Here is a 14602-nt window from a genome sequence, read left to right as displayed (position 1 = left end):
CTTGCGCTTAAAAATGCTGTTTCACGCTACCGCAGTAGCTTTTTCCCACCAGCCAATCAGGCGGATGGCGTCAGCCTGATCGACACCGCAGACATCGTCTGCGGCCTTGAACTGACTGCAGACAGCAGGACGCTCGGGCTTGCCGAACAAGGCACACAGCAATTCGATGGACAAGTGCAGGCAACGTTCTCCTGCGGGCTTTCCATGCGGCATGCCGGGTATGGCAGACGTGATGGAAGGCGCGATGCAACACGCACCACACTCTGAACGGCAGTCCATGACGCGAGACCCTTATTGAAAAAATGAGAAAAGAGGACGGATATTAACCGTCGAAATGCTCGTTTGAAAATGCCGTATCGGACGATAGACAGGGCTTACTGCTTGAATTTGAAATCCAGAGCAGCCCCCTCGACGTCGCGACGATTGTCGTTGCGCATCTGCAATTGCATTTCATTGGTCAGCAATCGGCCTTCGAGCTCGAAAGGACTGCCGCCGGGCGACTCACCAAACATCTGCGGCAACAATGGCTTGCGCTTGCTGGTAATGACTTTGGACGGCGGGTCCAGTTCCTTGACCAGCTCGGGCGGTAAACTCAGGTCTAGCCTGGGCGCTTTTATCCGCACATCCTTGGCCTTGGGCTCCTTGGCAGCCTTGCGATTGCTGGCGGCGGTCTCGCGCTTGCTCGTAGCAGCCTTGGACGACGCGGCCTTGGAAGACGGCTTGTCAGCGCTGGAGGCCGGCGCCTTGTTGATCTGGACGGCTGAGGGTGCATTCGACTCTTTGCCGACCACCACAGGCACCACGGGAACACCCGGCATCAATTCATGCATAGAGTCAGGCACTTTCGGCAGCACGGTCTCGGCCGCGGAAACCTCCGCCGCAGGCGCTGCATCCTTCACAGCGGCCTTGGGTAAAGCAGGCGCAGGCGCGGCAGCCTCGGTCTTTGGCTTGGGCACAGGCGTTTGCTGAGCATCACAACCACTCAGTAAAACAAGAACCAGCAATCCGAAACAACGAAACGCATTCATAGGCAGGCATCAGACAAGACAGTGGCAAAGCCGGAAAAAAACATATGCTGTCCTTTTGAGGCCACGCTGACAAGGCAAGAGTTCCGAATAATTGACAAAAAAGCGCACGCCGCTCAGTAGACAGGAACGGTGTCGTGACAAAGCTGTTTTGCCAGCATCCCCAGCGTCATCAACGCACGCTCCGCCTCCTTGTCCCACGGCATGCCGCAGTTCAGGCGTATGCAGTGATTGAACTGCTCGGTATTACTGAAAATCAGGCCCGGTGCGATACTGATGCCCTGCTCCAGCGCGCGGACATGCAGCTCTTGCGTGTTGACCCGTCCCGGCAGGCTGACCCATAGAATAAAGCCACCCGCCGGGCGACTCATCTGCGTACCTTCAGGGAAGAACTGCTGCACCGCGAGCTGATAGGCGCTCAGATTCTTGCGGTATTCCAGGCGTATGAAACGCAGATGCCGATCATAGCCACCGTTTTCAAGGTACGCGGCAATGCCCATTTGCGTGACACTGCACGCAGAGTGCGTGCTGAACGTCTGCAGGCGTTGAATCTCGGCCTGGTACTTGCCAGCGATTATCCACCCAACGCGCACCCCCGGCGACAGCGTCTTGGAAAAACTGGAGCAGTAGATCACCCTCCCCAACCGGTCAAACGCCTTGAGCGCCTTGGTTCGCCCGACCTCGAACATCAGTTCGCCGTAGACATCGTCCTCGACGACCTGAATATCGAAATCGGAAACCAGACGCAGCAGGTTTTTCTGCCGCTCCTCGGGCATGGTGCCGCCCAGAGGATTACTCAGCCGCGAGGTCAGCACCAGCGCTTTGATCGACCACTGATTGGCCGCCAGTTGCAGAGCCTCCAGGCTGATGCCAGTCGCCGGATCACTGGGAATCTCGATGACTTTCAGGCCCAGCAGATCGGCCAGCTGCAACAAACCGTAATACGCGGGGGATTCAGCAGCGATCAGGTCGCCGGGCCGGGTGAGCACTCGCAGGGCCATTTGCAGCGCATCTACACAGCCGTGCGTGATCACCACCTCCGACGGATCGACCACCACGCCTGCGTCGCGCATGCGGATCGCAACCTGCCTGCGCAGCGGCTCGAAACCGGGGCTGAACATGTAGCTGAACGCACGCGGGCTCTGAAAGCGCGTGACCTTGGCAAGTTGCTGGTGCAGCGCACGCACCGGCAGATAATCCACATGCGGCACTGCCGCGCCCAGGGCGAATACACCGTCGCGCCGCGACTCCTCAAGCACTTGCTGAATGATACTGCTGCGCGTGACCAGCCCGGGCCGCTCGACGCGCGCGATGTCTGGCGTGGAAGCGGTCAGCGCAGGCGTCTGATGAACGTAATAACCCGACTGCGGACGTGCCCGAATCAGGCCCTGATCCTCGAGATTTGCATAGGCCTGCAACACCGTGGCATGACTGACACTGAGCTGCGAACTCATCTTGCGAACCGACGGCACCCGCTCCCCCGGCTGATAGACGCCCCGACGAATGTCTTCAGCCAGTTGCTGAGCAATGCGCTGATAAAGCAAAAGATTGGTCATGGCACAGCCTCGAAAAGACCGGTGATTTATTGTTTTTAAAAATACAGATTGATAATAACCGGTGCAGTCCAGAAGTGTACGGGAACAGTTTGCGCTCAAGCCAGCGATCGGCGCCGTTGCGCGAAAATAAACGCGGCCATAAACGCCATATACACAGCGTTTAAAGCCAAAAAAGCCCGAGACCGTTACCGGTGTCGGGCTTTCTTTCACAGATTTTCGTTACCGAGCGGCGCCTAACTGACCTTTTTCATCGGAAAACACAATCTCGACGCGGCGATTCTGCGCTCGCCCACGCTCGGAGGTATTGCCGTCAACCGGAAACTGCTGGCCGTAGCCTTGAACCTGGATACGTTTTTCGTCGACACCCAGATCCATCAGCATGTCGGCAACAGCTTGCGCACGGTCCTTCGACAGATTCAGATTTTCCTGACGATCACCGGTGCTATCGGTGTAGCCCTCGATCCTGACCACGCGGCGCGGATTGATCTGCAGAAACTGCACAACCTTGAGAATGGTCCGACTGGCGGAGTTTTTCAGTTCGGCATGCCCGGCGTCGAACAGCACGTCGCCGAGGGTCATGACCAGGCCACGATCGGTCTGAGTGGTGGCCAGGCTGAGAATCTGGTCTTCCAGCCAGCGCCCCTGCTGCTGGGCACTGGCCAGCTTGGCTTCGCGCAACGCCAGCTGCATGCGTTGACGCTCCAGGTCCATTTTTGCCAGACGCTCCTGACTGAGCAGCAAATTGCTGTGTTCGCGAGCGATCTCGCTGTAGCGGCTGCTCAGGTAGGCGTAATGACTGACATCGGCGCCACTGCCCAGATAACTGGACAAGCGCTCGGCACGGGCCAGGGATTCGCCGGCGCGAATGACATCCCTCGGCGCGCTGCGCAGCACGTCGGTGTCTTCCTTGACCTTCTGGAAATCGGCGTTTGCCTGTTGCAAGGCCTGCCCACTGTCCTGATGCCCGGCACAGCCATACAGCCCGGCCGAACCCAGTAACAGGCACACGCTCAGTACACGCGAAATACGGTTCATTGCGCCTCTCCCAGCTGCTTGCGCAAGCGATTGAGGCGGGTATTCAACTGATTGACCTGCTCTTGACTCTTGACCGTGAGTACTCGTGCTTCCGCCAACCGCGCATCCAGCTCGGCCCGCTCCGCGCTCATGCGCGCTTGCTTGTAGGAATGCGCTGCCATTGCCGCACGCGCCTCAGCAAAGGAGGACAACGCCGTTTCCATTTCGGGCTGATCGTCTGCGGCACCGACGGCCTTGGCCTGTTGCAGGGCCTGCTCGGTCAACTTGAATTGCTCGGTCGGGACCGGATCGCTGGCGCAGCCGACCAGCGTGGCGATTGCCGTGACGGCAATTGAAAAACGAATACTCACAAAAAACATTCCTACTTATTTGAGGCGCTGGCACTGGCAGGCTGCAACAACTGGGCTTTCCACACGTCCAGATTGTGCCTGATGACTTCACCCGCAAGGCCGGAGGCCGCAGATTCTGTCATCTTTTTCGCCAGCTGTCCGCGCAACCATGGATCGTTGCACGCCGAGTTGAACGACAAGGCCAGATAAAAACCCGGCGCATCGACCGCCAGCGGCTGAGCAATCAGGTCTGAAGTCAGCCCCAGCGTCTGCACCATGACCATTCCGGCATAACGCCCGGCGAGCACATAGTCCACTTCGCCCAGCGCCAGTTTCTGAAAGGCCGGCGTCAGCCCCGGGACGCGCTCCAGCGTCAGATGCTGCTTTGTCGTCGCTTCGAAATGCGGTGTCAGCCGGGTCTTTTCCGATATGGCGCCGGGATGACCGTTCAGCTCGGCCACCGTATTGAACGGCACTGCACGGTCGCGACGGGTCCAGACCAAGATGTCGTTCTGCACAATCGGCGGATGAATGTAATCGAGGAATTCAAGCTGAGCGTCGTTCAACGGTGCATCCGCCAGCATGTCCATGCGCCCGGTACGCACCTCTTCAAGCGCCTGGCTGCGCTTGCCGCCATACAGAAACTCGACCTTGATGCCCAACGCCCCGGCTGCCTGAGTCAGCAGGTCGGCATTGGCGCCCATCAGGTGCCGCGGGTCCTGAGGATCACGCCATAGATAGGGAGGCGCGTCCGGGCTGCCCGTCACGATCAGACGCTCGCATTTTTCTGCGGCGAGTGTCAGCGAAGGCAGCACAAGCATGCCCGCCAGAAGTGAAGTCAGCAGCCTGTTGCGCTCCATGAGAAGCCCTTTTGAAATCGATAAAAAACCCGTTCAATCCGGGCAGCGTACCGCAGACAAGCTGCTGGTACACACACCGGACGGAACGGGTTCTCTTTATAGTGGAAGAGCGTTGCTTAAACCAGACGTGGTTTAAACCAGCTTCTCCAGCTCAGGGATGGCTTCGAACAGATCCGCTACCAGGCCGTAATCGGCCACCTGGAAGATCGGCGCTTCTTCATCCTTGTTGATCGCGACAATCACCTTGGAATCCTTCATGCCCGCCAGATGCTGGATCGCGCCGGAGATACCGACCGCAATGTACAGCTGTGGCGCAACAATCTTGCCGGTCTGACCGACCTGCATGTCGTTGGGCACGAAACCGGCGTCGACCGCAGCGCGGGATGCGCCGACTGCCGCACCGAGCTTGTCGGCCAGGGTGTACAGATGCTTGAAGTTGTCGCCGTTCTGCATGCCGCGACCGCCGGAAACGACGATTTTGGCAGCTGTCAGTTCTGGACGGTCGGACTTGGCCAGCTCTTCGCCAACGAAGCTCGATTTACCCGCATCGTGAACCGCCGAAACCGCTTCGACAGTTGCCGAGCCACCTTCGGCAGCAACCGGGTCGAAGCCGGTGGCACGCACGGTGATGACCTTGACCGCAGCCGTGGACTGCACGGTGGCAATCGCGTTACCGGCATAGATCGGGCGAGTGAACGTGTCAGCCGATTCTACCGAAACGATCTCGGAGATCTGATCCACGTCCAGTTGCGCAGCCACACGAGGCAAAATGTTTTTGCCGTTGGAAGTGGCAGCGGCCAGCACATGGCTGTAGCCGGAAGCCAGCTCGGCCACCAGTGGCGCAACGTTTTCAGGCAGTTGATGAGCGTAGGCTGCGTTATCCGCCACCAGCACTTTCGCCACGCCGGCAATCTTGGCAGCGGCTTCGGCAATGGTGCTTACGCCGGAGCCCGCAACCAGCAGGTGAATATCACCGCCGATCTTTTGAGCGGCAGCAACGGTATTGAGCGTAGCCGGGGCTACGGTCGCGTTGTCATGTTCAGCGATAACCAGGATCGTCATTTAGATTACCTTCGCTTCGTTTTTCAGTTTCTCGACCAGTTCAGCCACCGACTTGACCTTGATGCCTGCGCTGCGTGCAGCGGGCGCTTCAACCTTGACGGTCTTGTTGGTCGAGGCCGTGGAAACGCCCAGTGCGTCAGGCGTCAGCACTTCGAGCGGCTTCTTCTTGGCTTTCATGATGTTGGGCAGCGAAGCGTAGCGTGGCTCGTTCAGACGCAGATCTGTGGTCACGATGGCTGGCAGGCTCAGGGAGACAGTCTGCAGGCCGCCATCGATTTCACGGGTCACGGCAACCTTGTCGCCGGTCACTTCGACTTTCGACGCGAAGGTGCCTTGCGGATAACCGCTCAGCGCGGCGAGCATCTGGCCGGTCTGGTTGTTGTCGCTGTCGATTGCCTGCTTGCCGAGGATCACCAGCTGTGGCTGCTCCTTGTCGACAACAGCCTTGAGCAGCTTGGCCACGGCCAGGGAAGTCAGTTCTTCGGCGGACTCGACCAGCACGGCACGATCTGCACCCAGCGCCAGAGCAGTACGCAACTGCTCCTGAGCGGTGGTCGGGCCAATGGTGACAACCACGATTTCTGTCGCAACGCCCTTCTCTTTCAAGCGCACCGCTTCTTCAACAGCGATTTCACAGAAAGGGTTCATGGACATTTTGACGTTGGCCAGATCGACGCCGGAGTTGTCCGCTTTGACGCGAACCTTGACGTTGTAGTCGACCACTCGTTTGACAGCTACAAGAACCTTCATGGATTCCTCACTCTCCGGTGAAAAGAAGTCGCCCGGCAGCGCCAGGCGATCGATATGTGTCCTCAACAAGCAATCGTATGGGTGCAGGCCAGACGCTAAAAAGGCCCTGTACGAAAAGGCGCTATGGAAGCCGCACGCCACCCGTCAAGCAACGGCAGGATGTGTAGAATGCGCCGGGCGACGTTGACCAATTGCCTGCACCGCGTTCGCCTGATGCCTTTTGGGAGATTCCATCGAACCTCGTTTCAGCCTACGGCAAACGCAAAACCGCCCGTATCTTGACCGCAACGCCTTTTCCGGTCAATACGCCAAATCGGCCAGTAGTGGGTCTCCTGTCTTTGATTTATCTGGCCTGCGGCCGATTCAAACAAACGTTTGTATTGGACCCGCACAGTGGTGTAGATATAATGCGTGCCATTAAAAGACTGGCGGTGTCCAACACCTCCATAGGTCGGCCTGTAGCGCCCGATAAAAAACACCGTGAGCCTTGAGAGTAGGAGATAGCCTGTGGAACGCGAATACATGGAATTCGACGTCGTTATCGTCGGAGCCGGCCCTTCCGGGCTTTCTGCCGCTTGCCGCCTTAAACAGAAGGCCGCTGAAGCCGGAAAGGAAATCAGCGTCTGCGTGGTGGAAAAAGGCTCTGAAGTGGGCGCTCACATTCTTTCGGGTGCGGTGTTCGAGCCCCGTGCATTGAATGAACTGTTCCCGAACTGGCAGGAATTGGGCGCTCCGCTCAACACACCCGTCAAGCGCGACGACATCTATATGCTGCGTGACGCCGAAAAAGCCCAGAAAATCCCGGACTTTTTTGCTCCCAAAACCATGCACAACCATGGCAACTACATCATCTCCCTGGGCAACCTGTGCCGCTGGCTCGCGCAGCAGGCTGAAAACCTCGGCGTGGAAATCTACCCGGGCTTTGCTGCCCAGGAAGCGCTGTTCGATGAAAACGGTGTGGTGCGCGGGATTGTCACCGGCGACCTGGGTGTCGACCGTGAAGGCAATCCGAAAGAAGGCCTGTACACCCCCGGCATGGAACTGCGCGCCAGGTACACACTGTTCGCCGAGGGCTGCCGTGGCCATATCGGCAAACAATTGCTCAAGCGCTTCAACCTCGACGACGAAGCCGACGTGCAGCATTACGCCATCGGCCTGAAGGAAATCTGGGAAGTCGACCCGGCCAGACATGAACAGGGACTGGTGGTGCACACCGCCGGCTGGCCACTGGACGACGCCAACCCGGGCGGCTCGTTCCTGTATCACCTGGAAAACAATCAGGTGGTGGTCGGTCTGATCGTTGACTTGTCCTACAGCAACCCGTACCTCTCGCCGTTCGATGAATTCCAGCGCTACAAGCATCACCCGGTCATCAAGCAGTACCTGGAAGGCGGCAAACGCATCAGTTACGGCGCACGCGCTATCACCAAGGGCGGCCTGAATTCGCTGCCGAAAATGGTGTTCCCTGGCGGCGCGCTGATCGGTTGCGATCTGGGCACCCTGAACTTCGCCAAGATCAAGGGCAGCCACACCGCCATGAAGTCCGGCATGCTGGCTGCCGAGTCGGTGGCCGACGCGCTGTTCGCCGGTAACGAAGGTGGCGACGTGCTGACGTCTTACGTCGATGCCTTCAAGGCCAGCTGGCTGCATGAAGAACTGTTCGCGAGCCGCAACTTTGGCGTCGCGATCCACAAATACGGCGCACTCAAGGGCGGCGCATTCAACTTCATCGATCAGAACATTTTCGGTGGCAAGCTACCGTTCACGCTGCACGACACCCAGCCTGACTATGCCTGCCTCAAGCTGGCAGCGGACTCGAAGAAGATCGACTACCCGAAACCCGATGGCAAGCTCAGCTTCGACAAGCTCAGTTCGGTGTTCCTCTCCAGCACCAACCACGAAGAGGAGCAGCCTTGCCACTTGAAGCTGACCGATCCGAGCATCCCGATCAGCAAGAACCTGCCGCTGTATGATGAACCGGCCCAGCGCTATTGCCCGGCAGGCGTGTACGAAGTCATCACTAAAGAAGATGGCGAGAAACGCTTCCAGATCAACGCGCAGAACTGCGTGCACTGCAAGACCTGCGACATCAAGGACCCTTCGCAGAACATCACCTGGGTGGCACCGGAAGGCGCTGGCGGCCCCACCTACCCTAATATGTGAGGCAGCTACAAGTTATAAGCTTCAAGCTTCAAGCTTCAAGCGGCAAGCCTAAAGCTTTTATCTTGCGGCTTGCAGCTTGCAGCTAACCCCTACATCCCTCTTCGCCCGGTCTGCGCTCGAAATAGCGTTTGTATTCACGACTGAACTGCGATGCGCTTTGATAGCCGACCTTGAGTGCGACCTGCGCCACGTTCAGGCCTTCGGCGACCAGCAGTTGCTGAGCCTTGAGCAGGCGCAGGCGTTTGAGGTACTGCACGGGCGACAGCAGCGTGCTGCGTTTGAAGTGTTCGTGAAAGGTCGAGGTGCTCATGTTGGCACAACGCGCCAGGGTGTCGACGTTCAGCGCGTGATCATAATGCTCATGCAGGTAGGTGACCGCAGAGGCGATTCGCGCGAATTGCCCCTGCTGCTCGACCAGCGCCCGCAATACACCCGACTGCGGACCACGCAGCGCGCTGTACAACACGTCACGAACCCGTGACTGCCCCATTGCCTGACACTCCAGCGGATCATGCAGGCAGCGCAGCAGACGCTCGACACTTTCGCGCATCGCATTGTCGATCACTACCGAGGTCATCGATTCCGGCGTCTGCAGCTCGCTTTGCTGCACGCTCGCCGGGCCCAGCGCCTGCACCAGTTCACCCAGCAACACCCGGTCGATGGCCACTGAAACGCCGTAAAGCGGCTTGTCGGGCGTGGCGAAGGTTTCGCACTTGAACGGTACCGAAAGCGCCTGAATCAGGTAATGCCCGGTGCCATATTCGAACTTACGCGGCCCCAGGCAGGCGATCTTGCTGCCCTGCACCACGATCATCAGGCTTGGCTCGTAGATCTGCGGGCTGCTGGCCACGTAACCAAAGGCAGACAGAACACGCACCTCAGGCAGATGGGTCGCGACAAAACCGGGGCGAACCGCCAGGGGCTTGATCAGGGTAACGAGTGCGGCATTGCCATCAGAGGGAAAAGCGAGCGTCATGGGAAGCAGGCCGACAGAGAAATAGACAGCTGCATCATCGCAGATTTAAGCCTCGCAGCCGACATCGGATTGTCCAGCCGGAGAAATAGGCATGAAACACGGAGGATTCACCATAGCCGTGACGGGCGCACATCCGGACAATGGATCGCCTCTATTCCGTTACACCCTGCGAGGTCATACATGTACACAGCTATCGGTTACGCCGCTCAGTCAGCCACCGCCCCCCTCGCCCCGATGACCTTCGAACGTCGCGCTCCGCGTGCCGACGACGTTGCCATCGAAATTCTCTACTGTGGCGTCTGCCACTCCGACATTCACCAGGCACGCAACGAGTGGGGCATTGCGGTTTACCCGCTGATGCCAGGCCACGAAATCGTCGGTCGTGTTACCGCCACTGGCGCCAATGCCACCAAATACAAAGTCGGTGACATGGTCGGCGTCGGCTGCATGGTCGACTCCTGCCGCGAATGTTCGGCCTGCAAATCGGACCTCGAACAGTATTGCCTGGAAGGCCCGACCATGACTTACGCCACGCCAGATCGCGTGGACGGCAGCAACACCATGGGCGGTTACTCGAACAGCATCGTGGTCGCCGAGCACTTCGTCGTGCGCGTTCCAGAGAAACTCGATCCGGCCGCCGCTGCGCCGATTCTGTGCGCAGGCATCACCACCTATTCGCCACTCAAGCACTACGGCGTCAAGGCTGGCGACAAAGTCGGGATTCTGGGCATGGGCGGTCTGGGCCACATGGGCATCAAGTTCGCCAAGGCGATGGGCGCTGAAGTCACGCTGTTCACCCGCTCCGCAGCCAAGGCTCAGGAAGCTCATCGTCAGGGCGCCGATCATGTGATCGTGTCCACCGACGCCGAACAGATGAAAGCCGCTGCCGGGCACTTCGACTTCCTGCTCGACACCATTCCGGTCCAGCACGACCTGAACCCCTACCTCGAAACCCTGCGTTTCGACGGCGCGCACATTCTGGTTGGCCTGATCGAGCCGATCGAGCCGCCAGTACACGCAGCCAATCTGGTGATGAGCCGTCGCGTACTGGCCGGTTCGTTGATCGGTGGCATTGCCGAAACCCAGGAAGTACTGGATTTCTGCGCCGAGAACGACATCACCTGCGACATCGAAATGCTCGACATCCGCAACATCAACGAAGCCTACGAGCGCATGCTGGCCGGTGACGTTAAATACCGCTTCGTGATCGACATGGCTACGCTGAAGGCCTGATCCGCCCCCCATCAGCCGCCGAGATCGGCCGAGAGTTGCGCTGCGATGTCCTTGATCAGCGGAACCAGCTCGGCCATTTTCTCCAGTGGCATATAGGGCACGGTACTGGCGATACTGATGCCGGCAACGATCTGTTTGCTGGCATCACGCACCGGCGCTGCCACGCAGCGAATCGACGGTTCGTTGTCTTCCAGATCAAACGCATAACCGCCCTGTACGTACTCTTCCCTTCGCGACTGCAACTGCTCCCAGGTTTGCTGCTCGTGAGCAGGCCACAGCGGGTTCCTGCCCGACGCCGGCATGCTGACCTCATACAGCCGCTGCCACTCCGACACCCCACTGTCCAGCAGCAATGCCTTGCCGATACCGGTCCGCACCAGCGGCATACGGTGCCCGACACGCGAACGCATCTCCGGCCCATTGCGACCGGGGTTCTTGTGCAGATAAAGCACGTCGTCGCCTTCCCGAACCGCCAGATGCACCGTATCGCCGGTCAGTTCCGAGAGCCGATCCAGATACGGTCGCGCGAGTATCGCCAGCGGCACTTCTTCGCGCGCCTGAAACCCCAGCTCGATCAGTTTTGGCCCGAGCAGATAACCCACCTGCGGCACCACCCGCAGGTAGCGCTCCTCGACCAGACAACTGGCCAGACGGTGAGTCGTGCTGCGCGTGGTGCCGATCAGCCGGGCGATCTCTTTCAGGTCCCGTGCGCCACTGGCCACCGCCTGAACCACACCCAGACCGCGTAACAGGGTCTGAGTACCACTCGGTGCCGGCTCTTTGCGGGTGCTATTTCCAGAGGGGAGTACGTCGTTTTGCATGACAGGCCGTGGTTTGGATAAAAAGGGGCAGCTCGAAAAGCTGGCGACATTATCGTCGCCAGCGTCCGCACGCGTCGACCTCAGAGCTCGACTATCACAGCTCGATACGTTCGACTTTTCCTACCAGCAGGATGTAGGACAGCGCACCCAGCAGGGCCAGCGCCGAGATATAGGTAATCGCTGGCGCAAACGAATCGCCCGATGCCAGAAAGCCGATCACGATCGGCGTGGCAATGGCCGCCAGATTGCCGATGAAGTTGAACGTGCCGCCCGTCAGGCCCAGCAGGCGCGCCGGGGCCAGGGTCGAGACCAGCGACCAGGTGATCGACGCCAGACCGTTGCCAAAGAACGCCAGGGCCAGAAAGGTGATGACCAGCGGCGTGGAGTCGACAAAGTTGGCGCCGATGATCGACGTTGAAATCAGCAACCCGGCGATGATCGGCAGCTTGCGGGCGAAGCCCACTGTATGGCCGCGACGGATCAGCCAGTCGGAGAAGAACCCCGAACACAACACGCCGACGAACGCCGCCAGAAACGGCAACGACGCCAGCAGGCCGGACTTGATGAAGTCCATGCCACGGTATTTAACCAGGTAGGTCGGGAACCAGGTCAGGAAGAACCACAACGTGGAGTTCAGGCAAAACTGCCCCAGGTAGATGCCCCACAATTTGCGTTTGCTGAGCACGATGCCCAAGTCCAGCCAACTGAAACCCTGCTTCTGCTTCTCGGCATCCTGCTGGATATCCACCAGACCGCCGCCCTCCTGAATCAGGTCGATCTCCTGCTGGTTGACGCCTTTGAAGTCACGCGGCTCGCGATATACCGTGTACCAGATCAATGCCCACAGCACGCCAACGCCGCCCGTTGCGACGAACACCATGTGCCAGCCGTAGTGCGCCTGTAACCAGGCCAGCACCGGGGTCAGAAATGCCAGACCGACGAACTGTCCTGAGGTGTAGACGCCAATGGCCGTTGCGCGCTCACGTTCGGGAAACCAGGTGGTCACGACGCGGCTGTTGATCGGATAGGCCGGCGCTTCCAGCGCGCCGACGGCCATGCGCAGGACGAACAGCGCGATGAAGCTGGCGGCGAAGCCGAGCATGATGGTTGCGATGGACCACAGCAGCAATGCTGCGGTGTAGAGGATGCGCGGCGGCACACGATCCACCAGCCAGCCTCCGGGCAGTTGCATGGCGGCGTAGGTCCAACCGAAAGCGGAGAAGATCAGCCCGACATGCACCGTATCAAGGCCCAGCTCGGCGGTCAGTGCCGGAGCGGCGATGGACAGGTTGCTGCGGTCGAGGTAGTTGATCACCACGGTGATGAACAGCAACACCATGATGAAGAAACGCTTGCGGGACGGCGTCACCAGCGACGCCGCGCCGTCCATAGTCCGAGTGCGCATGGCATGTAGCCTCTTGTTGGATTTATTGTTTGGCGAGCTCTCGTTCCCACGCTCCGCGTGGTAATGCATTTCGTGACGCTCTGCGTCACCTATCTGCGCCGTGCCGCTCCCTCAAAGTCGGACGCAGAGCGTCCAGAACTGCATTCCCACGCAGAGCGTGGGAACGATGGTTACGGCGATCTACCACTCCGCAAAACTGCCATCTGCATGGCGCCAGATCGGGTTGCGCCAGCGGTGGCCGATGGCGGCGCGTTCGATGACGTATTCTTCGTTGATTTCGATGCCCAGGCCCGGCCCGTTGGGGATCTTGACCATGCCTTTGTCGTAGTCGAACACTTCGGGATGCTTGACGTAATCCAGCAGGTCGTTGCTTTCGTTGTAGTGGATGCCCAGGCTCTGTTCCTGAATGAAGGCGTTGTAGCACACCGCATCCAGCTGCAGGCAGGCGGCCAGCGCAATCGGTCCCAGCGGGCAATGCAGCGCCAGGGCGACATCGTAGGCTTCGGCCATGTTGGCGATCTTGCGGGTTTCGGTGATGCCGCCTGCGTGGGACGCATCCGGCTGGATGATGTCGACGTAGCCTTCGCTCAACACACGCTTGAAGTCCCAGCGCGAGAACAGACGCTCGCCCAAGGCAATCGGGGTGCTGGTCAGCGGTGCCAGTTCTTTCAGCGCCTCGTAGTTTTCACTGAGCACCGGTTCTTCGATGAACATCAGCTTGTACGGGTCCAGCTCTTTCATCAGCACCTTGGCCATCGGCTTGTGGACCCGGCCATGGAACTCCACACCAATGCCGACATTCGGCCCCACTGCATCACGCACCGCAGCGACGTTGGCCAATGCCAGATCGACTTTGTCGAAGGTGTCGAGAAATTGCAGCTCTTCGGTGCCGTTCATCTTCACCGCTGTAAAGCCACGTTCGACCGCTTCCTTCGCCGCCCGCGCCGTGTCGGCAGGACGATCACCGCCGATCCACGAGTAGACACGAATCTTGTCTCGCACCTGACCGCCGAGCAGGTCGCTGACCGAAACGCCCAGCGCTTTACCCTTGATGTCCCACAACGCCTGATCGATACCGGCCAGCGCGCTCATGTGGATCGCACCACCCCGGTAAAAGCCGCCGCGATACAGCACGGTCCAGATGTCTTCGATGTTGCGCGGGTCCTTGCCGATCAGGTAATCGGACAGCTCTTCCACGGCAGCGGCTACAGTGTGCGCGCGGCCTTCGACCACCGGCTCGCCCCAGCCGACAACCCCTTCGTCGGTCTCGACCTTGAGGAAGCACCAGCGCGGCGGAACGATGAACGTGGTGAGTTTGGTGATTTTCATGGGTGCGGTTTCTCTTGTTGATTCTCTTATTGGATAGCGGCTGTCAAACAGCGGTGCC

Annotated in this window: 14 protein-coding genes; 2 read left to right on the top strand and 12 right to left on the bottom strand. The window is 59.3% G+C overall.

Annotated features, from left to right (window positions below; genetic code table 11):
• Positions 1–21 precede the first annotated feature (21 nt).
• The 8 genes from I9H07_RS08640 to I9H07_RS08605 all read right to left on the bottom strand — a co-directional run bounded on the left by I9H07_RS08640 (position 22) and on the right by I9H07_RS08605 (position 6617).
• Complete coding sequence (locus I9H07_RS08640; RefSeq protein WP_024675057.1) at positions 22–279, bottom strand: YkgJ family cysteine cluster protein; 258 nt, start codon at positions 277–279, stop codon at positions 22–24.
• Between the two features lie 95 nt (positions 280–374).
• On the bottom strand, positions 375–1028 hold the full coding sequence (locus I9H07_RS08635) for a translation initiation factor 2 (RefSeq protein WP_080266677.1): 654 nt from the start codon (positions 1026–1028) through the stop codon (positions 375–377).
• 113 nt (positions 1029–1141) lie between these two features.
• Complete coding sequence (locus I9H07_RS08630) at positions 1142–2581, bottom strand: PLP-dependent aminotransferase family protein (protein WP_024675055.1); 1440 nt, start codon at positions 2579–2581, stop codon at positions 1142–1144.
• A 219-nt stretch (positions 2582–2800) separates the two neighbouring features.
• On the bottom strand, positions 2801–3616 hold the full coding sequence (locus I9H07_RS08625; RefSeq protein WP_024675054.1) for an OmpA family protein: 816 nt from the start codon (positions 3614–3616) through the stop codon (positions 2801–2803).
• On the bottom strand, positions 3613–3966 hold the full coding sequence (locus I9H07_RS08620; RefSeq protein ID WP_024675053.1) for a DUF4398 domain-containing protein: 354 nt from the start codon (positions 3964–3966) through the stop codon (positions 3613–3615). Before I9H07_RS08620 ends, I9H07_RS08625 begins: the two co-directional genes overlap by 4 nt.
• Positions 3967–3977: 11 nt before the next feature.
• Positions 3978–4805: a substrate-binding periplasmic protein gene (locus I9H07_RS08615; protein ID WP_236425321.1), complete on the bottom strand. Its 828-nt coding sequence runs from the start codon at positions 4803–4805 to the stop codon at positions 3978–3980.
• A 132-nt stretch (positions 4806–4937) separates the two neighbouring features.
• A complete protein-coding gene (locus I9H07_RS08610; RefSeq protein ID WP_024675051.1) occupies positions 4938–5867 on the bottom strand; it encodes an electron transfer flavoprotein subunit alpha/FixB family protein in 930 nt (309 codons plus the stop codon).
• Positions 5868–6617 carry an electron transfer flavoprotein subunit beta/FixA family protein gene (locus tag I9H07_RS08605; RefSeq protein WP_024675050.1) on the bottom strand — a complete coding sequence of 250 codons (750 nt, stop codon included), beginning with the start codon at positions 6615–6617 and terminating at the stop codon, positions 5868–5870.
• 507 nt (positions 6618–7124) lie between these two features.
• Here I9H07_RS08605 and I9H07_RS08600 point away from each other — a divergent pair.
• Positions 7125–8780, top strand: coding sequence for an electron transfer flavoprotein-ubiquinone oxidoreductase (locus I9H07_RS08600; RefSeq protein ID WP_236425320.1), 1656 nt, complete (start codon positions 7125–7127; stop codon positions 8778–8780).
• An 82-nt stretch (positions 8781–8862) separates the two neighbouring features.
• On the opposite strand, the gene I9H07_RS08595 is transcribed toward I9H07_RS08600, so the two are convergent.
• Entirely contained in the window at positions 8863–9756 is an 894-nt protein-coding gene (locus tag I9H07_RS08595) for an AraC family transcriptional regulator (protein ID WP_236425319.1), read from the bottom strand.
• A 180-nt stretch (positions 9757–9936) separates the two neighbouring features.
• Between I9H07_RS08595 and I9H07_RS08590 the strand changes: the two genes are divergently transcribed.
• Positions 9937–10989: an NAD(P)-dependent alcohol dehydrogenase gene (locus I9H07_RS08590; protein ID WP_024645987.1), complete on the top strand. Its 1053-nt coding sequence runs from the start codon at positions 9937–9939 to the stop codon at positions 10987–10989.
• An 11-nt stretch (positions 10990–11000) separates the two neighbouring features.
• Here I9H07_RS08590 and I9H07_RS08585 read toward each other — a convergent pair whose 3' ends face one another.
• The 3 genes from I9H07_RS08585 to dgoD form a co-directional block, all read right to left on the bottom strand.
• A complete protein-coding gene (locus tag I9H07_RS08585; protein ID WP_236426143.1) occupies positions 11001–11810 on the bottom strand; it encodes an IclR family transcriptional regulator in 810 nt (269 codons plus the stop codon).
• A gap of 94 nt (positions 11811–11904) precedes the next feature.
• Positions 11905–13215 (bottom strand): MFS transporter, encoded by a 1311-nt coding sequence (locus tag I9H07_RS08580; protein WP_236424841.1) that lies wholly within the window; start codon positions 13213–13215, stop codon positions 11905–11907.
• Positions 13216–13395: 180 nt separating this feature from the next.
• Positions 13396–14574 carry a galactonate dehydratase gene (gene dgoD, locus I9H07_RS08575; protein ID WP_283107551.1) on the bottom strand — a complete coding sequence of 393 codons (1179 nt, stop codon included), beginning with the start codon at positions 14572–14574 and terminating at the stop codon, positions 13396–13398.
• Positions 14575–14602 lie beyond the last annotated feature (28 nt).

Source organism: Pseudomonas syringae (genome assembly GCF_023278085.1).
GTDB classification, from domain to species: Bacteria; Pseudomonadota; Gammaproteobacteria; order Pseudomonadales; family Pseudomonadaceae; genus Aquipseudomonas; species Aquipseudomonas syringae_Q.
The sequence above is the reverse complement of the archived record's forward strand: the minus strand, read 5'-3'. Positions and strand labels throughout refer to the sequence as shown.